The 21561-nt window shown below is 56.1% G+C and carries 31 protein-coding genes; 2 read left to right on the forward strand and 29 right to left on the reverse strand.

The window, feature by feature from the left end:
- Nucleotide 1: 1 nt before the first annotated feature.
- From AACZ17_RS08865 to AACZ17_RS09005, 29 genes are all read right to left on the reverse strand, one after another.
- The gene (locus AACZ17_RS08865; protein ID WP_290737576.1) at nucleotides 2-451 is read right to left on the reverse strand and encodes an SRPBCC domain-containing protein; all 450 of its coding nucleotides are present in this window, start codon (nucleotides 449-451) and stop codon (nucleotides 2-4) included.
- 98 nt (nucleotides 452-549) lie between these two features.
- A complete protein-coding gene (locus AACZ17_RS08870) occupies nucleotides 550-747 on the reverse strand; it encodes a CPXCG motif-containing cysteine-rich protein (RefSeq protein WP_290737578.1) in 198 nt (65 codons plus the stop codon).
- Nucleotides 748-785: 38 nt separating this feature from the next.
- Nucleotides 786-1679, reverse strand: coding sequence for a neutral zinc metallopeptidase (locus AACZ17_RS08875; RefSeq protein ID WP_290737581.1), 894 nt, complete (start codon nucleotides 1677-1679; stop codon nucleotides 786-788).
- Between the two features lie 87 nt (nucleotides 1680-1766).
- Nucleotides 1767-2087, reverse strand: coding sequence for a DUF6122 family protein (locus AACZ17_RS08880; protein ID WP_290737584.1), 321 nt, complete (start codon nucleotides 2085-2087; stop codon nucleotides 1767-1769).
- Between the two features lie 68 nt (nucleotides 2088-2155).
- Nucleotides 2156-2527, reverse strand: coding sequence for a hypothetical protein (locus tag AACZ17_RS08885; protein WP_290737587.1), 372 nt, complete (start codon nucleotides 2525-2527; stop codon nucleotides 2156-2158).
- Between the two features lie 37 nt (nucleotides 2528-2564).
- Complete coding sequence (locus AACZ17_RS08890; RefSeq protein ID WP_290737590.1) at nucleotides 2565-2765, reverse strand: hypothetical protein; 201 nt, start codon at nucleotides 2763-2765, stop codon at nucleotides 2565-2567.
- A gap of 19 nt (nucleotides 2766-2784) precedes the next feature.
- Nucleotides 2785-3039: a VF530 family protein gene (locus AACZ17_RS08895; RefSeq protein ID WP_290737593.1), complete on the reverse strand. Its 255-nt coding sequence runs from the start codon at nucleotides 3037-3039 to the stop codon at nucleotides 2785-2787.
- Nucleotides 3040-3112: 73 nt separating this feature from the next.
- Nucleotides 3113-3412 carry a TIGR03643 family protein gene (locus AACZ17_RS08900; protein ID WP_290737596.1) on the reverse strand — a complete coding sequence of 100 codons (300 nt, stop codon included), beginning with the start codon at nucleotides 3410-3412 and terminating at the stop codon, nucleotides 3113-3115.
- Nucleotides 3351-3647 (reverse strand): 4a-hydroxytetrahydrobiopterin dehydratase, encoded by a 297-nt coding sequence (locus tag AACZ17_RS08905; protein WP_290737599.1) that lies wholly within the window; start codon nucleotides 3645-3647, stop codon nucleotides 3351-3353. Before AACZ17_RS08905 ends, AACZ17_RS08900 begins: the two co-directional genes overlap by 62 nt.
- Nucleotides 3648-3680: 33 nt before the next feature.
- The gene (locus AACZ17_RS08910; RefSeq protein ID WP_290737602.1) at nucleotides 3681-4073 is read right to left on the reverse strand and encodes a VOC family protein; all 393 of its coding nucleotides are present in this window, start codon (nucleotides 4071-4073) and stop codon (nucleotides 3681-3683) included.
- Between the two features lie 151 nt (nucleotides 4074-4224).
- Nucleotides 4225-5010, reverse strand: a complete 786-nt coding sequence (locus AACZ17_RS08915; RefSeq protein WP_290737605.1) for an N-acyl homoserine lactonase family protein — start codon at nucleotides 5008-5010, stop codon at nucleotides 4225-4227.
- A 332-nt stretch (nucleotides 5011-5342) separates the two neighbouring features.
- A complete protein-coding gene (locus AACZ17_RS08920) occupies nucleotides 5343-5756 on the reverse strand; it encodes a GFA family protein (RefSeq protein WP_339638152.1) in 414 nt (137 codons plus the stop codon).
- Nucleotides 5743-6165, reverse strand: coding sequence for a GNAT family N-acetyltransferase (locus tag AACZ17_RS08925; RefSeq protein ID WP_290738017.1), 423 nt, complete (start codon nucleotides 6163-6165; stop codon nucleotides 5743-5745). Before AACZ17_RS08925 ends, AACZ17_RS08920 begins: the two co-directional genes overlap by 14 nt.
- 143 nt (nucleotides 6166-6308) lie before the next feature.
- Nucleotides 6309-6767 carry a hypothetical protein gene (locus tag AACZ17_RS08930; RefSeq protein WP_290737610.1) on the reverse strand — a complete coding sequence of 153 codons (459 nt, stop codon included), beginning with the start codon at nucleotides 6765-6767 and terminating at the stop codon, nucleotides 6309-6311.
- 142 nt (nucleotides 6768-6909) lie between these two features.
- Entirely contained in the window at nucleotides 6910-7299 is a 390-nt protein-coding gene (locus AACZ17_RS08935) for a DUF2784 domain-containing protein (RefSeq protein WP_290737611.1), read from the reverse strand.
- Between the two features lie 128 nt (nucleotides 7300-7427).
- On the reverse strand, nucleotides 7428-7799 hold the full coding sequence (locus AACZ17_RS08940) for a hypothetical protein (protein WP_290737614.1): 372 nt from the start codon (nucleotides 7797-7799) through the stop codon (nucleotides 7428-7430).
- A 101-nt stretch (nucleotides 7800-7900) separates the two neighbouring features.
- Nucleotides 7901-8314 (reverse strand): hypothetical protein, encoded by a 414-nt coding sequence (locus AACZ17_RS08945; protein ID WP_290737617.1) that lies wholly within the window; start codon nucleotides 8312-8314, stop codon nucleotides 7901-7903.
- A gap of 334 nt (nucleotides 8315-8648) precedes the next feature.
- Nucleotides 8649-9137: an AAA family ATPase gene (locus AACZ17_RS08950; protein WP_290737620.1), complete on the reverse strand. Its 489-nt coding sequence runs from the start codon at nucleotides 9135-9137 to the stop codon at nucleotides 8649-8651.
- Between the two features lie 37 nt (nucleotides 9138-9174).
- A complete protein-coding gene (arsN2, locus tag AACZ17_RS08955) occupies nucleotides 9175-9642 on the reverse strand; it encodes an arsenic resistance N-acetyltransferase ArsN2 (protein WP_290737623.1) in 468 nt (155 codons plus the stop codon).
- Nucleotides 9643-9711: 69 nt separating this feature from the next.
- Nucleotides 9712-9975: a type II toxin-antitoxin system RelE/ParE family toxin gene (locus AACZ17_RS08960; protein ID WP_290737626.1), complete on the reverse strand. Its 264-nt coding sequence runs from the start codon at nucleotides 9973-9975 to the stop codon at nucleotides 9712-9714.
- On the reverse strand, nucleotides 9962-10195 hold the full coding sequence (locus AACZ17_RS08965; RefSeq protein WP_290737629.1) for a CopG family transcriptional regulator: 234 nt from the start codon (nucleotides 10193-10195) through the stop codon (nucleotides 9962-9964). Before AACZ17_RS08965 ends, AACZ17_RS08960 begins: the two co-directional genes overlap by 14 nt.
- Before the next feature lie 130 nt (nucleotides 10196-10325).
- Entirely contained in the window at nucleotides 10326-10763 is a 438-nt protein-coding gene (locus AACZ17_RS08970; protein WP_290737631.1) for an energy transducer TonB, read from the reverse strand.
- 120 nt (nucleotides 10764-10883) lie between these two features.
- Nucleotides 10884-11921: a hypothetical protein gene (locus tag AACZ17_RS08975; RefSeq protein WP_290737633.1), complete on the reverse strand. Its 1038-nt coding sequence runs from the start codon at nucleotides 11919-11921 to the stop codon at nucleotides 10884-10886.
- Between the two features lie 575 nt (nucleotides 11922-12496).
- A complete protein-coding gene (locus AACZ17_RS08980; RefSeq protein ID WP_290737636.1) occupies nucleotides 12497-14011 on the reverse strand; it encodes a hypothetical protein in 1515 nt (504 codons plus the stop codon).
- Nucleotides 14012-14118: 107 nt separating this feature from the next.
- Nucleotides 14119-14625 (reverse strand): hypothetical protein, encoded by a 507-nt coding sequence (locus AACZ17_RS08985; RefSeq protein ID WP_290737639.1) that lies wholly within the window; start codon nucleotides 14623-14625, stop codon nucleotides 14119-14121.
- 82 nt (nucleotides 14626-14707) lie between these two features.
- Entirely contained in the window at nucleotides 14708-15667 is a 960-nt protein-coding gene (locus AACZ17_RS08990) for a hypothetical protein (protein ID WP_290737643.1), read from the reverse strand.
- A gap of 103 nt (nucleotides 15668-15770) precedes the next feature.
- Nucleotides 15771-16088 carry a hypothetical protein gene (locus AACZ17_RS08995; protein ID WP_290737646.1) on the reverse strand — a complete coding sequence of 106 codons (318 nt, stop codon included), beginning with the start codon at nucleotides 16086-16088 and terminating at the stop codon, nucleotides 15771-15773.
- A gap of 95 nt (nucleotides 16089-16183) precedes the next feature.
- Nucleotides 16184-16600: a zinc-ribbon domain-containing protein gene (locus AACZ17_RS09000; RefSeq protein WP_290737648.1), complete on the reverse strand. Its 417-nt coding sequence runs from the start codon at nucleotides 16598-16600 to the stop codon at nucleotides 16184-16186.
- An 88-nt stretch (nucleotides 16601-16688) separates the two neighbouring features.
- Nucleotides 16689-17081, reverse strand: a complete 393-nt coding sequence (locus AACZ17_RS09005) for a DUF4019 domain-containing protein (protein ID WP_290737651.1) — start codon at nucleotides 17079-17081, stop codon at nucleotides 16689-16691.
- Nucleotides 17082-17417: 336 nt separating this feature from the next.
- Here AACZ17_RS09005 and AACZ17_RS09010 point away from each other — a divergent pair, with 336 nt between their 5' ends.
- A complete protein-coding gene (locus tag AACZ17_RS09010; RefSeq protein WP_290737653.1) occupies nucleotides 17418-18404 on the forward strand; it encodes an integron integrase in 987 nt (328 codons plus the stop codon).
- A 3-nt stretch (nucleotides 18405-18407) separates the two neighbouring features.
- Complete coding sequence (locus tag AACZ17_RS09015; RefSeq protein ID WP_290737656.1) at nucleotides 18408-21527, forward strand: error-prone DNA polymerase; 3120 nt, start codon at nucleotides 18408-18410, stop codon at nucleotides 21525-21527.
- Nucleotides 21528-21561 lie beyond the last annotated feature (34 nt).

Raw genomic sequence — 21561 nt, forward strand, 5'->3', positions numbered from 1 at the left:
GTCAGGCCCGGACCGCGGCATTGACGTCCATTGCGCGGTTCGCAATGCCGCGGGTCATCTCACCAAAGCCGCGGCGCAGCTGGGCGCCAAAGAGCAACCCCACCACGGGCGAGAACCACCCCTCCAGCCGGAACAGGGACTCGTAATGCGTGCCCCCCGAGGGTGTTGCTGACAGGCGATGCTGACGGGTACTCGCGAGTGCGCCGAGCGGAGCCTTGATACCGTAATCCAGCAAGCGGCCCGGCTCATTGCGCCAGATCGTTTCCGTTTGCGGCTGCACCATGAACGGCAGGACCCGGACCTTCATGTGGATCGGGTCTCCCACCTGGAACGTGGACTCGCAGGCAACGACAAAGGTGTTCCACTGCGGGTAGGCCGCGGTATTCGTGATCACCTCCCAAACCACCTCAGGGGGGGCCTGAATCTCTTCCGTCAGCAGAATTTCAAACATAATGATCCTTAGGGGCAGCCGCACCGCTCAAGTCGGCCGCACTCCTGCGGCCTGGCCGGCCATCATAACGCGGTTAACCACACCACACACCAACGCGCTCAGAGCGCTTCGTTCTCGTCGTGGACTGAGACCGACAGCTCGCCATCCATGGTCATGGCAACGTGGAACAGAATCGGGCGACAGCAGACCTGGCAGTCTTCGATATACTGCTGGCCTGCCTCGCTTTCGTCGATCAGCACCTCGATGGACTCGCCACAATACGGGCAGTCTATGTGCTGTTGGTGCAAAGCCGACATCCGGCCCTCCTGATGCGTGAATGATCGCGTAGACGCAGCTACACGGGGCCGGCAAAGGTATCGCACTGCACCATATCGCCAGTCTCGAAACCGCGGCGGAACCACGCTACCCGTTGCGCCGACGTACCGTGGGTGAAGCTGTCGGGAACAATGTCACCACCGCTGCGGCGCTGTAAACGGTCGTCGCCAATGGCGGACGCGGCGCGCAGCGCCTCCTCAAGGTCACCCGGCTCCAGCATCTGCCGGAACTGCTGCGCCGCATAGCCCCAGACTCCGGCAAAGCAATCCGCCTGCAGCTCCTGCCGCACCGACAGCGCATTCACGTCGGCGGCGGGCCTGCCCTGCCCACTGGCGCGCACCCGCTGGCTGATGCCCAGCAGGGTCTGCACGTGATGCCCCACCTCATGGGCAATCACGTAGGCCTGGGCGAAGTCGCCGGGCGCCCCCAGCTGGCGATCGAGGTCGCGGAAGAAACTCAGATCCAGGTAGACCTTGCGATCCGCGGGGCAATAGAAAGGGCCGACGGCGGCGCTGGCCGAACCGCAGGCAGAGGCAACCCGCTGGCGAAAGAGCACCAGCACCGGCTCTTCATAGGTGGCGCCGGATGCGTCGAATATTGCCTGCCAGGTGGCTTCGGTATCTGCCAGCACAACCGCAACAAACTCGGCCAGCTCCTGCTCCTGTGCGCTGATGGGCGCCGCTGTGGCCGCCGGGCCCGAGTCTGGCGCAACCTGCAACACGTCAATACCCAGCATCCGGGCACCAACAAACGCGACCACACCCAACCCAAGCATGATGCGCCCGGCCTTACTGCGCAGCAGCCAGGGCAGAATACGCAGCAAGAGCATAGCGCCCGGCACGCCGCCGGCGCGGACCGGCTGACCGCGCCGATCCTCCACGTTGCTACTGCGCCGCCTGCCGCGCCAATCCATACCCTGCCCCTGTGCGACATCCATCCAACGAAAGGGAGAGAATAGACCAGACAGACCGCGGCGGACAACGAGGACGGCCCAGGGAGATCATCCCGGGTGGACCCAAACCCCGCTGGTCACCTGACAATCCGCTGCATCCAGCAGCATGTGCACCGACAAACCCAGGCCCACCAGGCGGCTGGCGGGAAACAGGCTGAGCAGCACATACACAGCAATCAGCCACAGCTGATGCAATGGATGAAAGCCGATACTGCAGCGGCCGGGGTCGTAGATAGGTTGTGCCAGCAGATGATCGAGGTCAACCAGCATGGTGGCGACCATCACCAGGAACGCAGTTTGCCACCGGCGGCGGAAGAACAGCCGTGCCACCAGCAGGGGAACCAGAAAGTGCAGCGCTATATGCAGCATGTAGAACGGCGGAACCCCTGTCGCAGCCACTGCGCAGCGCGTGCACACTTGCGCGTTGCGACCCGCACTCAGTCTTCGCCTGCCTGGCGCTGGCCGATCTCCTGCAGAAAATCGCTCGCGAGTTCCCGCGCGGCTGTCCGCCCGTCATCTCCCGCCTCACCCCATTTGCGGCAATACCAGCAGAGACGTTCTGCCGGGGTGCCCGCCGATGACTCACCCAGCTTCTCTCTCAGGGTCAGGATACGTCGGCCGAGATGCACCAGGGCGTCGGCCTCCGCGTCGATGCGATCGTTGGGTCGCGAGGCTGCCCTGAAATCCGTTGCACAGAAGGCAAAGTCGTTGGCACCCGTTGCTGCCGCCTCCAGATGCACGACCAGCCGCTCCTCCAGCTCGTCCTCCAAACGGTCCAATTGGGCGTAGAGCTTGGCTTTCGACACCATAGACGGCGCTCAACAGCCGGACGGCGTCGGCGGGGGGTTAGTCATCCTTGAGTAGCTCCTGGCGTTTGCGCTCGTACTCACTGTAGGACGTTCCGGTTTCGCGCATGCATTCTTCGTACGCGTTCTGCGGCAGTTTGGCACACTCGAGTTGCTGGTTCTGCTGTACCGCGGAGTAAATCTGTTCATGACTGCAAGCGGCCAACAGCGCCAGCACTGCCAAGGTAGTGATAAACCTCATAAGTACACGGCTCCTGCTTTCAGCGCTGGGAATGCCCCCAGGGAGATTGCGAATCGAAGGTCGAAACGTAGAGGCGCTCAACCTTGTTGCGGGCCCACTCGGTCTTGCGCAGGAACTTCAACGATGACCTGATAGAGGGATCGCTCTTGAAACAGTTCACGTCGATCCTCAGCGCGAGGCCGTCCCAACCGTAATGCTCCACGAGCCGGGTCAGCGCCTTTTCAAGGGTGATCCCATGCAGTGGGTTATTGGGTTGCTGTCTGGTCGTCGTCAAGAGCCGTCACCCGGGAAGCGGTATCGCCTATGGTACAGGCCGCGAACCGGTGAAACCACCGACGCCGCAGCAACTACCGGGGCTTGTACTGCGTAGGGCAGTACCCCCGAGAGACACCGGGCGCTCGCAACCTGGCATGCTTGGTCACCCGGCCGGTTACACGCGCTCGCCAAAGCCGGAAACTGCCCGGCTTGAGGCTCACGCGCATCAGTGCAATCACGCCGGCTTCGTTCAACCCGAATTGCGACTCGATCGCCTCGAATGGCGTGCGGTCTTCCCAGGCCATCTCGATAACGCGCGATGTCTCCTCTTCAGACAGCAAGCGAGATCTCGCGCGCCAGGTCGAAATCTTTCGGGGAGATACCGCCCGCATCGTGCGTGGTCAGGTCGATCACAACCGTGTTGTAGACGTTGGACCATTCGGGATGATGATTCGCCCGCTCGGCAAGCAGTGCCACCCGTGTCATGAAAGCAAAGGCCGAGACGAAATCGGGAAACTTGAATTCCCGGTGCAGCTTGCCGTCTTGCAGACACCATGCCGCCGACGCCTGCTTGTTAAGCGCCGCCAGCGAGGCTTCCAGAACGCCTTCATCGCAGGGCTCTACCATGCTCACCTCCCGGGAATGGCTGTTGGAAAGGGTTCAGCTGGGCCGGTGGATACCACAGATCTTGTGGCCGTCCGGGTCCAGGAAGTAGCACAGATACATAACGCCCATGGTGCTTTCGCGGGGACCAGGTGGATCCTCCACACTGGTGCCGCCATTGGCAACGGCGACATCGTGGAACTTCTGGAGTTGTTCCGGCGAATTGCAGACGAAGCCGATGGTTGAGCCGTTGGCGGTGGTGACCGGCTTGCCGTTGATGGGCTCGCTCACACTGAAGGTGGAGCCATCGTGCATGAAAAACAGACGCGTCTGCCCGGTGTCGTTCTTGTGCTCAATGGGTGCGCCTGCGCCAAGCACACCCAGGACGGCAGTGTAGAAGCGCTTGGATTTTTCGATATCGTCAGAGCCAATCATCACATGATTCAGCATCGTGTATTCTCCGTATAGGTTCTGGAATCTGTTCCGTTCCGGCCTGTCGCCTGCTCCGTGCGCCTATCCTACCCCAGGCTTGGCAACGGGTCATCGGTATACGCAGAAACAGCATCTTCGGCTTGGCACCCGCAGGGTTGCGCCGTTGCCCCTACTCTCGCCAGGCAGGAAACGCCGGCAGGCCGCGGTAAAACTCGAAATCGTGATTTGGCCACAGCTCCGCGTCTTCATGCTCGGCGATCGACTTCATGCGCCTGATACTGCTGATGGCCAGTGCCTCGTTGTCCTGCCAGCAATAGCCCGGTGCAATCTCGTCGATAAGGTTTTCGGTCAGGTCCGCCGCGTCGCCACACAAAATCACCGGCCGACCCTTGGGCAGTTCGATAAACAGCGACATATGGCCGGCGGTGTGCCCCGGCGTGCACAGGGCATGGACGCCGGGAGCAACCTCGTATTCCGCGCTCTGCAGGTTCCACCCACTGGCGCCGGCCACCTCGTCGGCGAAAACACCGCTGTCCAGCCGCGTCGCGGCCGCCTGCACCTCGTCAGCATGTACGTGAACCTCACAGCCCGGCAGATCACACAGACCACCCGCGTGGTCGAAGTGCAGATGGCCGAGAAACACGAGGTCGATATCCCGGGCGGTCAGGCCGAGCCGCCGCAGGTAGCTGGGTATGCGCTGGCTGTCGTCCATCACCGGTGGGTCGAAGAAATCACGCATCGGGTCGTAGTATTTCGAGCGCAGTTCAGGGGTGGCAATTTTCTGATAATCACAGCCCACATCGTACAGAATGCGGCCATTCGGAGTCTCGATCAGGTAGGCCAGAATGGGCGCGGTGATGAACTGGCCGTGGCCCCGGTTGCGGGTCGATACAACCTTCTCATAACGGTGCGTGCCCGTGAGCAGCGGCCAGATTCGCAGCGCCTGTTGCTTCATTGTGTTCTCCGTAGCACCGTGGGTGTGGCGCCTATGAGGTGAAGATGCTCATCACCGCAGACAAACCGCCTTCCCGAAAGGCTGCCACGATAAACGGTACCACACCCCCGAGCATTGTTCCCCAGAATAGCGTGAAGACCAGAGCATGCTCCTGTCGCGATTGTGTGGGCCATACAGACTCCATGTGTAATGCAACCACAATCATGACAAGCGCCAGCAGGGCAAACACATAGCCCAGCACCGGAGAGAGATGTGATCCGAGTGCAACCACAACGGCGAACACCGGCGCACCGAGTAACGATATGCATCGTGGCCTGGTCAGCCCCTGGCCTCTAAACACGGGTTGGGAGCCCTTCAAATGCGGGGACGTCATCGCACAGGCTATCCCAGGCGGCTTTGCTGGAGGTGAAGATGTGCGCCGTTGGCCACAGCGGGTGCGGCGTGTCCAGACACCCTGCCGGAACGACGAGCAACCCCGCCGACTGAACGCCCGGTAAAGCCGAACCACAGCGGCTGCAAAAGCTTCTGCTGTGTCGAGTGCCGGGGAGGGTGAAGGACGTCACCTGATCCACACCGGCCAGCCAGGTCAATGTGGCTGACTGCGAAAAGAGGTTTGCCCCGTGGGCAGACCCCGTGTCCTTCTGGCAGCGCTGGCAGTGACAGAGGTAAAAGCTGTCGAAATCCCCGTGCACCACGAACTTCGCGGCGCCACACAGGCAAGACCCGGCGTGCTCAGTCATCGTCATTCCCGAGTGACAGCATCATGACAATTTCCCCGTCCTCCACCTCGCCCGTGGGCCTGAAGCCCAGGGAGCGGTAGAACTGTTCGGGGCTTCCCTCACCCGGTACATAGGAAATCCCCAATTCCCTGAACAGACCTGCGCGTCGCACATGCTCGATGACCAGACGCATCGCGGCCCGCCCAATACCCTTGTGCTGGTGCTTCGCATCGACCATGAATCGCCACACCTCCACCTTCGGGTCCTCAAGTACCGGAACCACCCGAGACTGGTCCGAAAGCATCACGAAACCCACAGGCTCCTCTTCGCAATATATCGCCCGATACCACGCCTCCGGTGAGAACAAGGCCTGCCCCAGCGACCAGGCATTCGGTGCAACAAACCGGTTCTGATCGTCAGATACTGCGAGTTGCATCACGGCCCGGACCGTTTCCGCCGTAATCTCCCGGAGCGAAACCTGATTCTGTGTACTCAACACCCGCCACCTTCTGATATGGAAATGACGTCCGGGGGCGCATCGGTCGAACTGCCGCAACGTCGCGCTGGCGATTGGCTGAATCAGCCGTCGCCCACGTCATAGTGCGACCTTAGCACCTGATGGCGGTGTCTGAAAACGAATCGATAAACCGGTGCCAAAACCCGGCCCAGGAACGGCAATCTGGGCTGGAACTCCAATGTGTCCTTGACTCTGCAGAATGCGCCACTCCAGGTGATTTCCCGCTGGTGCCGCCACACCGCGTTGGCGAGAGAGCTCGATGCCTCGACAAAGCCCTGCTGCGGGTGGATGCGCTGGAAAAAGAACGTGTGACGATCGACGGGAAGCACTCCGAACAGGAGTATCCAACTGGAGAAAAGCACTCTGCCGGTGGGCCACTCGGCGATGGGCTTGCCGGCCCACGCCCGTGGGACGGTCATGCGGATGAGCGGACGCAACTCCCGGTTCACGCCCTCCATGGTGAACAGCCCGGAAATATCCTCGGGGCTGATTCTGAGATTACTCGATATGTCGAATTTCACAGGGAGTCTCCGGGACGCTTGCCAAACCAGGAAGCGCCGCATCATTACGGCATCATACGCGTTCGCTACTCATAGTCTGAAAATGATAAGGGTTCCACACACGCTGTCGGTCACGTTCGCATAACTAAGCTTGATGATCCTTCTATTTGCTCGACCGAGGTGGGTAACGCCACCACGCCCATGCCACCATGAGGCCGAAGGCAGTATAGATAGTCGCAAAAACCCACAGAGGTGCCTCGTAATACAGCACGCTTTGCAGCCAGTGCTCGATAAAGCTGCCAGTGTAGCCCGCGCCCCCCGCCTGAACGCGAAGCCATGACTCCAGAATCGTGAGCGGGCAGTACTGTCCAAGCCAGGCCTGTAGAGCGACCACCACGATAGCGACAAGATGAGCCAGGCGCCACGCGAACTGATTTACCCAGGCCCACCCCGCCCGGTTGCCGATGATGACGGCGGGGAGCCCCAACACGACAAAGAGGACAATGCCGAAGTGCAGCAGAAGAACGGCATCGGCAAGTGCTTGATAGGTCAAGAGCGGATCTCCCTTTGAGGCCCTGCAGCGGACTCTGAGGTGAGCTGGCGAGAGCCAAAAAGCGCCGTGATTCGATGGCCCATCAAAGTGATGCTAGTCCACTGCCAGCTTGTCCTGCTGCCAGGCACTCACATTTCTTGCCCTGTCGAACAGAAGACACTGGCCTCCGTCACGACTAGCTGAGCCAGAATGATGCGCTTATCCGACTTTCCCAAAGGCACCCAACTTTCCTCTGGCAGCGACAGCGATTCTGGATCGATGGTCTGCGGGTCACCCGCAATCTCCGCGCGACGCTCTGCCTGCGCCTTGATACAGCTGTCCATCTCTTCACTGAGGTTGGCCGCTTCTTTCATTCCCCCGAGAAAATAGTCCAGCTCGGCGACGGTAAGCTTGCCATCCGCTTCAAAGAGCGGTTCAGTGAAGACTTGATCGCATGCACTGATGTTCAGTGCGACAGAGGCAAGCAAGAGCGAACGCATCAGTCTCTGAATTGTATTCATTCCCTTTGGTCTCATCAGGTAGTACCGAAACCGCCAATCGCCTGCGGGCAGATTAACATCGCCTACGGCATTGAGCGATATCACCAGCCGATCAATCGGATTTAAAGGGCCACCAGAACGCCGTAGAACAAGATCAGAAACCCGCCGAGTTCGGCGGCTATTAGCGTCCACATGAACCAGCGGGTCACAGCGTTAATCTCGCGCAACTGATTGTCAGTGTCGCCGAGATAGCCGTGGATCATGTAGATGGCGATTGCCAGCGCGAAGTACACAATGAGCGCAAGCGTTGCCATAATCTCGACCATGTTTGGAAGCTGGCTGATGTCCACGAACACGGCAATCAGGATCGTGGCGAAGCTGTACATCAATGAGGCCCTGTGGGCGATATCCACATAGGGATGTGCCTGAGCGTTGTCGCTCGCGGCTATCTGCAAATACTTCCAGACACCCGTCACCAGGCCGTTGAGGAAGAATACACCGGCGGATACGATGGCTATTTGGTAGGCGGTTATCATCTGGTCCCTCTGTCTCTCGATATTGGATCGTGATCGTTAGACTACTGCGCGTGGTCGACGCCAAACTAGCCTTCTCTTTCGCCTATCTCTGTTGATTGATAGACAAGGCAGAGTTGACCGGGAACGTGGATCCTATACGAAGCCGAAGACCGATCCCGCCAGGTGGGTGTCGAAGTACTCCGTAACCTCTGCGAACTGTGGAGACAACTCTCACCGGCGGTCACCGGTTACACCTAACGCCGCGCTTAGGCGCGGTTAACTTTGTGCGCGAAATTCGGAGCTAACCGACAGCGCATAAAGTGCACGAAGTTGGCCCTCGATCTACAGCGCATCGTCATGTGTGGGCTTGATTCTCCGTATAAGCAATCTTTTTTCCATGGAACGATTCATACAATCTACGATGCGATTCATAAGAAAATGAGTCTGATCTGAATGTATAGTCCTTAATCCAATCTATCAGCATATCCAAGTTGGCATCCTGCGCTTCTTTGGACGTGTATTTATGCGGCTCCCATGGACGACTCTTGGCATTGGCGATACATTGCTCAACAGTTAGATCCATAAATACAACTTCCGATGCCTCATGTTTCAGGAGTTCCAATAAATCGGTATAGCACCCCTCAACCACCCAACTTTCATGCTCGGCTATGAAATCATTAATTTTTTCTTTGGATTCTTCAATAGGCATTCTTTTGGGTGGCTCTGTCGGAAGCCATGCCAAGACATCCAAATCTAAGTGAGCCAAACCGAGTTTCCGTGCAATCTGCTTGGAAAACGTGGACTTACCAGAACCAGAGTTTCCAAAAACCAGAATCTTACTCAAGATGCCCCCGAAGCTTTAATGGCACATAACGCTCGAATTAACTGGCGCCGGCTTTGTCCTGGTACGCGGTGGACTCATTGCTAGCAATCAACTCTTTGATCATTAGCTCCGCAGAACCAGGGCATATACCTGAGAACTCAGATGTATCTTTTATCACTTGCGGTGTTTCGGAACGCGGAATAGGCCTGTATCCCTGATACCCAAAGAAGCGGCCCGCTGTTTCGGTCAATAGAAACAGCCTGGCCACACGCTTTGTTCTCGCCCAGTCCTCCAATGAAGCGATCAGGTTTCGTCCAATCCCGCTCCCCCGGAATTGCTGCTTAACGGCAAGCGACCGAACTAAGGCATATTCCTCATAAACCTCTATACCAACGACTGCGGTAAGCGCCCCATCCGCTTTAATACCAAAAAGCCGAATTTGGTCATTCCCTGGGATATCGGCTACGGGAAGCCCATAGGATTCCAGGAGCTCTTTCACTTCAATACTGAAATTTATCTCTTGCATTAGGCGACGCGCCCGACTGCATAACGCCGCCATTTGCGGCAACTGGAATTTGTCCGCAATATGGCCTTGTTAATTGCCATTGTAAACGGCTGAACGGTGCGCAACTTTTACCACCAAAACAATGAGAGATTCGTCACGGATTTCGTAGACAACACGGTAAACGCCTTGGCGCACCCTATACCGTTCCTGGACTGAAAGCTTGACGCACCCTTCCCCTCTGGGGTTCTCCGCCAGCATTTCGACTCTCTGTAGAAAGCGCTGAACGTCAGCTGACGGGATGCTCCGTAAGTCTTTGGCAACAGACTTCTTAAAGGTAAGTTTAAATTTTGCCATGCTTCTTTAGATCATTAAGCAAGGCGTCATAGCTGATCTCTTTTTCGCCCTCTCGCTCAGAAAATGCGGCCAAATCTTCTTGGTCTTCATTCATAAGAAGGCGGACTGCCTCGTCAACAAGCTCTGACATGGACAAATGTGATGAAGCAGCCCGTACTTTCAGGGCTTGGTGGATATCTGGCTCAAAATAGATAGTTGAACGCTTTGATAAATTACTCATAATGACCTCCAGACAGCGTTAAGACATTATAGCGCTATAGCGTTTTGACGCTCAGGAGGGCAATTAACGCCGCAAGCAGGGGCGCGCGTTAGCGCGTCCCGGCGCGAAGCGCCCTTGCTGCCTTTGCTTGTTATGGGGCCGCCAAGACTGCATGACACTCGTGAACGGCTTCTCTGCACTTGACCCTGTTGTAGACGCCCAGGTTTTTCCAGTGGCTGTACTCTGAATTGATTTCGGCGGAGAACCAAAAGGCTTCAACTACACCAGCGACTCTATAGCTCGAGGGCTGATACCTGAACCTGGAAAGTGCTTCAATCGATGGTCTTTCAAAGTATCCTTCCGGGCTGCAAGCCAGAACCTGTGGATTCTCAACACCGCCACTCTCCGCGACATCGAACTGCAAGGTACAGAATCCGCTTATCTGGTTCCGCGCCGCTTCCATTGGGTACAATGCTGAAAATCGGAGAAACGGTAAGTACATTTTCGTTTTCAGAAAAACATCCGGTTTAGCCCAGGCGATACTCGCGGTGATGACCACCAGGAACATAAACTTAGCAGTAAAGCTCATCCGGGTAACGATGCCCCATAACGCCTGAGTTCAGAGGCGTTTGAGGCGACCCCCGTTTTTGCGGAAGCAAAAATGGGCGGCGGGTTAAACGTCCGCTGCAGCGATTTGTTCGGCGTCAACTCACCTGACATTGCCAATGATCTCGGAATGCAATTCAGATATGACCTGGAAAATATCTTTTAGCAACGATTCAATCTCGGCTTCAGTGATTCGGACTTCGCGGCCCTCACGTTCAGCCTGCTGAGCACGTTCCAAGTATTTTTTGTCTACAACACCGAGATTGTGAGTGACGGGATGTCGCTTCTCGAAAGAACTTCCCAGCCGGTCCCAGATTGCACGATTAGTCGGCTCGTAGCCAAACAGCTTCTTTAGTTGTTCCCTAGATCGATCTACATTTTGAAACGAATTGCCAACTTTCTTGAGATTGACCTCGACGGCCTCGGAGTCATCCCCACGTTGCTTTAACGCGCGACGTGTCACGGCTTTTGATGCGGCTTCAAACAAGGAAACCGAGTCCTCAAGGCAGTTTTCGAGGTCTTTAGCCGACACGCGCCGCCCTAAATCTTGCTCACGACGCCCAATATCATTGAGCATCCTGCGGATCACTGCGATTTCGGCTGATACGTGGGTTAGAAATATGTCCTCACCACAATCAGAGCACCATGCAGCCAAGCCGAAAACAGTTTGATCGAGGGTGCAATGTGGACAAACAACATCCCTCCGCACCTCATCTTCGAACGGTCGTCTTACCGGCTTAGGTTGGCTAGGTTTGAGATCCATTTCGATGGAAAGAAGTCCGCCACCGAATTTTCTCTTCCCGCGTGAATCTAGCCCAAGCGCGTCTTTTACCATCTCGTTAACGCCGCCATGAGCTTCTCGTATTGCCATGTCCTTGGCGTATCGAATCTGTTCCTGCGTAGTGAAATCATTTGGCTCTGCCTCGTGCCGACAGTAGGGGCAAAAGGCTGAATCTTGTCCGCCGGTAATCCCTGTGCCCGGCGTGACCTTGAAGTAGGCCGGCGAGCATTCGCTATTCGGACATTCTCGAGCGATGCGGCCGTCTCGGTCCTTTGGAATCGTAATTGTCAGATGGTACTGGTCATTGCCGAGGTTCTTGACCTCCAGAGGTCCACCTTCCTTAAAAAGCCCCTTCTTCACCGTGGCCTCCTTGACGCCGAACGCCGCAGGCTGCGGCGCGCGCTGTTAGCGCGTCCGTAGTCCTGTCTTGTTACATGCCCACTCATGCCTGAGCCGGCGGAAGGGAGCCCGCCGCCGATGCTGGAATGTTTTCCCAAGTGACTAAAACGCCCTTTGGTAGCTCTACTGGCTCTCCGGTAAAAATGCTCTGCATAAATGCTAAGACAGATTCTTCCCGCGGGTTTCTTTCATTAAGGTCGAATTCGGATTCTGGTATATACCAAATTCCTCCGGCAGCACTCCAAACGGAAGTACTAACATTAACTGGATAAAATGCACCTAAGGGGTAGGCTCCATCAGATGAACGACAGCCATAAAGTCGTCGAATGGCCTCAGTAAGTGGATAAATGACTCCTCGAATATTGCGACGCAAGCTTGGCATCGGTCTATATGGCATCTCAGAACCTCCTTTCCTCATAGATTGGCACGAAGGTCAGAATGGCATGTAACGCCTGAGATCAGGTGCGTTTGAGGCGACGCCCGTTTTTGCGATAGCAAAACTGGGTGGCGGGTCAAACGTCACCTGCAGCGATTTGTTAGCTGACATCTGCACCTAAGCCCTCAGCCAAACTGTTCATGGCCTCCTCGACCCGATCACGAACGACCGCTGGAATCCTTTGTGCTACTTGCATTTCTTGTAGATGTTGGCGGAAGTCAAACTTTTTAGTCGCAGCATCGCTATCTGCGGCCTGTGCTTGGGCAATGGCATCCGAGAAAGTCAGCTCACCGTACATTACGGCACCGCAAAGCGCTTCAAAGGAATCGATTGCCATAAAGTAGATGTTATCCAATGGGATGGATGAGGCGGCTGACCGCCCCTGATATATCTCTGCGATGTCAGCAGGTGCCACTGCCTTCTCGAAGGTCGTTCCGTTGCCGAGGTGCAGGTCTTTGTAGGTGACTACCAATAGAATGTTTCGGTCCTTCAGCGGAGGTCCGCCCTCAGCCATTTCGCCGGCAACCATTGCGCCAAGAAGTTCGTTTGCTTGAACCACTGCCTTCAATGCAGCGGCTTTGGTTCTGTTACGCAGGGTTCTAGACGCGTGAGTAACCATAGCTTCGTGCGTGCCGGCAACTCCTTTGGCATCGATGAAGATATTTGCGCCCTCCTCATCGGCTAGGAAGTCCACCACCTTGCCAGGGGTAGTGCGCAGGCGCTTCAGCTCGTCCTCGATGTATATGCGAGCGTGGATAGGTGCCAAAACTTCGTGTACGTACCGTTCAAAGATTTTTCCAAAGGACTGCATAAACCACTCAGGGTCTATTGCCCTCAATTGGTCGTATACGTAATGTTCAAGCGCTCGAAACAGCACGGCGACGTGAACTGGCCAATATTCTTCGCCAACTTGGAGAAATGGCTTGGCCGTAAGTGGGGTCTGCTCGACATATTCATCCGCCGCACGTTGCCTCGTTCCGTTTTCGAGTAGGAATTCCCTCATCTGTTCGGGCGTTGCCGAGAGGGCGCTGAAAAAGACAGGCACAATCCGCGCAGCGTCCGGAATTGCCAGAGTAGAAAACCAATGCTGCCTGACGGGTTCGAAATTTCCGCGTAGATATTTGCCCACAAGCCCGAGCGATAGAGTCAGAAATTGCTCTATTTCCAGGCCGTATGCATCAGAAAAAGCTCGACTAAGCCGGTGCCCATCGTCCAGATCAGCGAACAGCACAAACTGCCGAGCGAAGTCGGCATATGAAAAGTCCTTCTGGAACATGAACTGCTGATGTGCAACAGACCGCATAAATAGGTGAAGGTTTTCATATTCATTGGGCATTCGCGTCCACCGGGAAAGCTCATAGGCCTCCTGGAACAACGTGTCCGTTTGCTGGTTTGTTGCATTCGGACGTCCACAATGCCCGAAATTTTCGTCCGTCAGTACCCACTTGATCATGAGCATCATCAGCCACGGGGCACGTCGGCAGTTTTCTAATTTATTTTCGCCACCATTGGCGTATCGAATCGCTCGAAGTACTAGGTCTACCGGAGCGTGCCGACGAAAACGGTTTCGAACTCGCTTGAACTCACGGTAGTAGTTGGCTTCGGAGAATGCCATCGCTTCTTGTCAGCTAACGCCTAGCTTTGGGGCCAGCGTAAGCTGGTCCCAGCCATGCGAGGCATGGCGGCAACAGCGCCTCGTTATATTTTCGCCGCACGTCAAAGTTAATATTTTTCTCCCTGCTGTTTTTCAGCTTTGGTGTATTTTTCGCAAGATTTAATATACCAGTTAGTATCGGCTACCTGCAGTTCCGAACGAGGCCGTACTATAATTCTTTTATGCCGCCTAACGTATTCAAAGTTACCAATTCCGCACTCAACTTTTATTGGGGCGCCGTAATGGAGTGTAAAATTGAACTCCGTTAGCTTGCCGCTCTCTATATCGCCCTTCCGGTAGTAAAATCTATTGTCATCGAGACCAGCAGAGAATCCAAACGACAACTGATCTTTACCGATTTGATAAGTTTCACCATCGTAAACTACCTTCACAACCTCTATATACTGATCAACACTTCCATCATATACAATTTCGATTCTAGTTAGACCGAAAGGGGCAGGTACATTAATCTCGTAGGAAACTTTAGTTTGAGGGATTTCCCAAATATCAATCATGCTACTAGCCAGACTAGGGCTGGCATAGAGCATAACTGCAATTGCTAGCAGAATACTCATAGCGAAATATAACGCCTCAAGCAGGGGCGGCGAAACCGCGCAGCGGTTTTGACGTCCGCGTGGCTTGAATTGTTATGCGCATTCACTCAAATAGTTCCTCGTTGCCAGTATCGTCTTCTAAAGGTTCAAGGCTCGAAAAATACAGTTTTGGCCTCCTAGCTCCAATCCGTCCTTTCTCGTCGATTCGATCGACAGTGCCGAAGAGTCTGCACTTGAGAAATAACAGTGGCTTGTATCGAACAATACTTCCTGTTTCTGGATAAGATGTGAGGATGTGCTCATTATATTTGAAGCCCATTGAGTTTGATGTCTTGTTTTCTCTAGTTACCTCACCATCAAGTACAACATAATCGCCGTGTACAAGTTCTGGGAACAGAACATCATCATCAATTTCTTCATCATCGTCACAGAATATGTTTTTCTCATTTGGACCGACTATCTCTTCGTCAATTTCTCCATTCTTTACTGAACCGATTGCCAACGTCCTGCCTGCCTGCACGTTTGCTGCGAGGTCTTCTAGAAGTCTAGGGTTTGTTGCAACATATAGGTCAAGGATGTCTTTGGGTACAAAGAGGATTTTTCCTTCGGCATTAGCGATTCCGACCAGCGCTCGGTCATCTGAGAACTGAACATCTTTGAATTGTCGGATGGCAACATCACCCATGTGTTTACCGATGCGCGCGAACCATTTGATAGATTCAATCGCGGTTTTGAATAGATCGGTTATGCCGAAATCTGCAAAGTCCTTTTCCGCCATCTTCTGAGCGGCCTTGGTGAAGTAGGCCGTAGCTACAACGCCCAGGCCAGCTTGGACCCAACCTGCAACTGTTTCTGGAATTAGCGCTTCCCAGGAACCTTTCCGTATGCGCACAGGAATTTCAAAATCTAGGTTTCGAAAATCTGGCGCCTGCTTAGTGATGAAATAGCGGAGAGCAGAGTCAAAAGCTAAGAGAGACTTTGCTTGACGACGAGCATCCATCAAACCGTCGTCAACAAGCTCGCCCTCGTACTTGATGTAGCCAATGTATTTTTCTTCTTCCATGACTTCTCCTAGGCCTCAGAGCGCATAACGCCAAGCCAAGGGGCGGCCGCTGTATCGCCGTCCCGCAGAGGCCCGCAGGGCCGGAGCAAACTTGGGCGACTTGTTAGGTGGCCGATACAGTGCGGCGGTAATTTGCATAGAATATTGCCCCTAGGACACAACCAACCAAAAAAGAGAATAACAATATGTAGTCAATGCGCCACTGCAAATGATTTGAAAGGGGCAAGCTTAACCAGGCCATTCCGCCGAAATATATCGCTAAGCTAGAAAGCCGCCAGGCGCCCAACATTAGCGTAACCAACGCAATTGGTGTCGAAAAAATCGTCAATGCAAGCGCACCGTGAAAAGCGGCTGACCCCACCGAGAACGCTAGCAGGGAAAACAGTAGCACCACTAACGCGACTACTTCTTTGGCACCCATGCAAGGCCACCTAACGCTCCAAGCAGCAGAAAAGTGGGCGTCTTAATGGCCTGCTTTTCAAGGCCATTGCCCACGCTTTCTGCTGGCTTGGTTTGTTATGTGTTTTTAAAAAATGCTTCATTTGGATATGGCTTCTTATTTGCCATTTCTTCCATATGCTTTCTTTGAGCTTCTTTTTCGTTCTTGCGTTGATCTCTACATGAACGACACCTTACGGCGGTGGTTTCAAAGTAGCCCTTTGCAATTTCGTACCACCATTTTTGTTGCCGAGCAGTCCAAACTTCGGTAGTGCCACAATCTTTGCACTCAAATTCTTTGTCAATATAGAACAGTGGTATATCAAGAAACATTGAATGGTGAACTACTTCCGCCGGATTAACCGGAATCGCCCATTCAGGTATCGGTCCCTTGAAAGGATTTACCTTGCTATCACGTTTTGCAATTCGTTCTAATCTAGATTTTTTTATTTCAGCTTTTCGCTGCTTACCACTTTTCATGGGTAACTTGGACACATAACGCCTCAATGTGCGGCAGCCGAAGCAACGCGTAGGCTGTCCAGCCCAGCTTGCTGGGCGATGCACCATTGACTTGTTAAGTGGACTATTTAATAAAGTAACCCACTGCCTTCCATTCATTGCCAATTTTACTCACTGTAATCGTTTCAATTGACGCTTTCTTGTTTTCAAAATTAGTGACCAGCGTAATCACTACATAATCGCCATCCGGAACATTCGGAAGCGATGTATGCTCATCTGCGCTATTGACTTCGCGAGACATTGCTTCACCAAGTGGCGCCCTGACTTGATTCATTGCTTGAATCCATTGCTCCTTCGTTACCTGACTTTGTAATAATGGCGCAGATTGATTCCAGCTTTTTTCGTAGCTCCCTGAATCAATAAGATTAAGCCATTCAATAGCAGACTCCGTGCTTTTTTGTTCCCCTGCGAAAGCAGCTACTGAAATCACAAATGCAATTGAAATAATTTTCTTCATGGGTATATCTCCTTGTTCACTTAACAGCTTATTAGAAAGACCGGACCGTATAACACCCCGCTTGCTAACTCCAGCACGCCGTGCGGCGCCGGTAGTGACGTCGCTCATAAATTCAACAACTTGGCATACCTGCCTCACTGACCTCGCCTGTTAGGCGGACCATTTGGAAGTTAGCAAGACATCATATCCGCCCGATCACGCCAAGAAATATTCATTAATATTCAGGGCGTTACAGAGAATCACCTCACCCACCTCACGCCCTTCCGGTGAAAAGCCCCTTGCAATCCGCCCTCATCCGACTACTGTATATACATACAGTATTAGACCGCAAAACCCATGGATGACATCAGACCCGCCATCTCTGCCAACCCGCCCAGGCTACTCGACCAGGTCCGCCGTCACATGCGGGATGCCGGTTATGCCTGGAAGACCGAAAAGACCTACATCCACTGGATCAGGCGCTATATTCTGTTCCACGGCAAGCAGCACCCTGCCAGTCTGTCAGACGCCCATATCAGTCAATTTCTTAGCACATTGGCCAACGAAAGGTCTTGCTCACCTTCAACACAGCATATCGCGCTGAACGCATTGGTCTATTTCTACAAGAAATTCATGGGTGTGCCTGTTGATGCCCTGAGCTTCTCCCGGGCGAAGGTCCAGCCTCGGTTACCTGTAGTGCTGAGTCATCAGGAAGCCATGCTGGTTATCGAGCACCTTCATGGCTTGCACCGCACCATGGTCGCGCTGCTTTACGGTACCGGCATGCGGCTCAATGAAATGCTGTCGCTGCGCATCAAGGATGTTGATTTCGAGCTGTCTACAATCACCGTGCGCGCGGGAAAGGGCGACAAGGATCGCACCACCATACTCCCGGATCAGTTGAAGCCACTGCTGGAGGAACAAATCACGCGTGTAGCCTGTCAACACGAGCAGGATCTGAGGGAGGGCTATGGCGATGTCTACATGCCTTACGCGCTGGCCCGCAAGTATCCGAATGCAGCCAAAGAGCTTGCCTGGCAATACCTGTTCCCTTCAACAGGCATAGGCAAAGACCCTCGAACCGGGGTCCTGCGGCGTCACCACCTGCATGAATCCGCATTGCGTAAGGCCCTCTGTAAGGCCAGGCGAGCTTCGGGTATCAACAAGCCCATCAAATGCCACACCTTCCGGCACAGCTTCGCTACGCGTCTGCTCCAGCAGGGCTACGACTTGCGTACCATCCAGAAGTTGCTGGGTCACAGTGACGTCCGTACCACCGAGATCTACACCCATGTGATTCGGCGAGGCGCCATGGGCGTGGTCAGCCCCCTGGATGGTCCGTAACCCATGCCCTACGCCGAACTCCACACCCTCACCTGTTACAGTTTCCTGCGCGGGGCATCGCACCCGCAGGAGTTGGTTGAGCGCGCGGCAGAACTGGGGTATCGGGCCATAGCCATCACCGATGAATGCTCGCTCGCAGGGGTAGTAAAGGCTCACATCGCTGCCAGGCAGGCGGGCATCCAGCTCATTATCGGCAGTGAACTGAACCTGGTGGAGGGGCTGCAGCTGGTAGCGCTGGCACCTTCCCGTGCGGCCTACAGCGAGCTGTCCGGCCTGATCAGCCTGGCCCGGCGGCGCAGCCCGAAAGGTGAGTACCGGGTGGCGCTGCGGGATGTCATTTTTCACCTCAAGCGCTGCCTGATCATCTGGAAGCCCACAGGCGCCGCCGTGGACGATACAGGCAGCAACCCCTCGACGGCGGAGCTCGGCTACGGGCAGCAGCTGGCGCGGCTGTGCCGGGGGCGGGTCTGGCTCGGAGTCACCCACGTGCTGGGCAACGACGAGGTTGCCCGCTATAGCCGTCTGCACGCGTTGGCTCACACGCTGAACCTGCCGATGGTTGCCTGCGGCGCGGTGCGGATGCACGTTGCGTCGCGCAAGCCGCTGCACGATGTGTTCACAGCGCTTTACCACAACACCAGCGTGGCACAGCTGGGCCGACGGCGGCTGGCCAACAGCCAGCAGCACCTGCGCCGGCCGCAACAACTGGCCAAGCTGTACCCGCCCGCCCTGCTCGCCGCCACGCTGGATATCGCCGGCCGCTGCCAGTTCAGCCTGGACGAGCTGCGCTATGAGTATCCGGAGGAAGTGGTGCCACCCGGGCAGAGTGCGGGCAGCTACCTGCGCCAGCTGGTCGAGGCGGGTTGCACGCTGCGCTGGCCCAGAGGGGTACCCACGGACATACAGCAGCGCATCGACTACGAATTGCAGCTTATTGATGAGCTGTCCTACGAGTACTACTTCCTCACCGTGTACGACATTGTGCGCTTCGCCCGGGAACGCGGCATTCTGTGCCAGGGGCGCGGCTCGGCAGCCAACTCGGTGGTGTGCTACTGCCTGTTCATTACCGAGGTATCGCCAGAGGCGGTGTCACTGCTGTTTGAGCGCTTCATTTCTCGCGAACGGGATGAGCCACCGGATATCGACGTCGATTTCGAACACGAGCGCCGTGAGGAGGTTATCCAGTACATCTACAGCAAGTACGGCAGGCGCCGTGCAGCACTCGCCGCTACGGTCATCACCTATCGCGCACGCAGCGCGGTGCGCGATGTGGGCAAGGCACTGGGCCTGGATGCGGTGTTCGTTGAGGACCTGGCAAAGTCCCTCGCCTGGTGGGACCGCAGCGCCGACCTGCACAAGCGCTTCCAGGAGCAGGGCGTTGCCAGTCACGGCGAGGTGGCGACGCTGTTTCAGTCGCTGGTGCAGCAGATCCTCGGCTTCCCACGCCACCTGTCACAGCACGTGGGCGGCTTTGTGATCAGTCGAGGGCCCATCTCCCAGATGGTGCCGGTGGAAAACGCCAGTATGGCGGAGCGCACGGTCATCCAGTGGGACAAAGAGGACATTGAATCACTCGGGCTGTTGAAGGTGGATATCCTCGCCCTGGGCATGCTCTCGGCGATTCGCAAAAGCCTGGCGCTGGTCGCACGCGATCACCCCCACATCCGCGGGGTCGCCGATATACCACGCGACGATGCAGCCACCTGGCGCATGTTGCAGCAGGCGGATTCCATCGGCGTGTTCCAGATAGAATCCCGCGCCCAGATGACCATGCTGCCGCGGCTCAAGCCGGCGAGCTTTTACGACTTGGTGATCCAGATCGCCATCGTGCGCCCAGGCCCCATCCAGGGCGACATGGTGCACCCCTATTTGCGCAGGCGGCAGGGTCTGGAAGCGGTCACTTACCCCAGTGAAGCCATTCGCGCTGTGCTGGACCGCACACTGGGGGTTCCCATCTTCCAGGAACAGGTGATTCGGCTGGCAATGGTCGCCGCCGGCTTCTCAGGTGGCGAGGCCGACCAGCTGCGCCGTGCCATCACCAACTGGGGCAAGAACAGCCAGTTGCTCACCTTCGAGCACAAGCTGGTGCAGGGCATGATTGCCCGCGGTTACGCGCAGGATTTTGCTCACCGTCTGTTTGAGCAGATCAAGGGCTTTGGCGGCTATGGCTTTCCGGAATCGCACTCGGCGAGCTTTGCCCTGCTGGCGTGGGTGTCGGCCTGGCTCAAATGCCACCACCCCGCTGCGTTTTATGTCGGCCTGCTGAACAGCCAGCCGATGGGGTTCTACTCCCCCTCCCAGCTGGTGCAGGATGCGCGACGCCACGGGGTGACGGTGTTGCCCGCCGATGTAAACCACAGCAGCTGGGATCACCGCCTGCTGGACAGCGATGGCAGCAGCCAACCGGCCATACGGCTGGGGCTGCGGCTGGTCAAGGGTCTGAGCCGTGACGCTGCCCAGCGCGTAATGGAGGCGCGCCGACCGGCGCCGTTTCAGCAGGTCAGCCAGCTGCGCCAGCGGGCCGCGCTGACGCGCGGGGACATGGAGGCACTGGCGGATGCCGATGCGCTGGCCTCGCTCAGCGGCAACCGCCACCAGTCGCAGTGGCAGATCATGGCGCTGGAGCAGCCCCGGCCCTTGCTGCAGGAGGAGCAGCGGCAGCCGGGCACCTGGTTCAATGACGGTGTGCAGCTGGCCGCGCCAGGGGTGGCGGAAGAGGTACTGGCGGACTACCGCGCCACCGGCCTCACCCTGCGCGCCCACCCCCTGGCGCTGTTGCGGCAGCAGCCGCCCTTTGATCGCTGCAGCCGTTATGCGGACCTGGGCCGCATCAGTCACCGGGGGTTTGTGCGGATTGCCGGCCTGGTCACCTGCCGCCAGCGTCCAGGCACTGCCTCTGGTGTGTTGTTCCTGACGCTGGAGGATGAAACCGGTAACAGCAATATCGTGGTGTGGCCGCGCACCCAGGCGCATTTTCGCGCGGCGCTGATGAACGGCAGGCTGCTACTGGTAAAAGGCACGCTGGAACACCGGGACGGTGTCACCCACATCATCGCCGGTGCGCTGGAGGACCACAGCAGTGCGCTGGCGTCGCTGCCCACACAATCCCGTGACTTCCATTGAGCCGCGCGCTGCACAAAGGCTGGCAGCGCACCTG

Source organism: uncultured Haliea sp., from assembly GCF_963973825.1.
GTDB lineage: Bacteria > Pseudomonadota > Gammaproteobacteria > Pseudomonadales > Halieaceae > Haliea.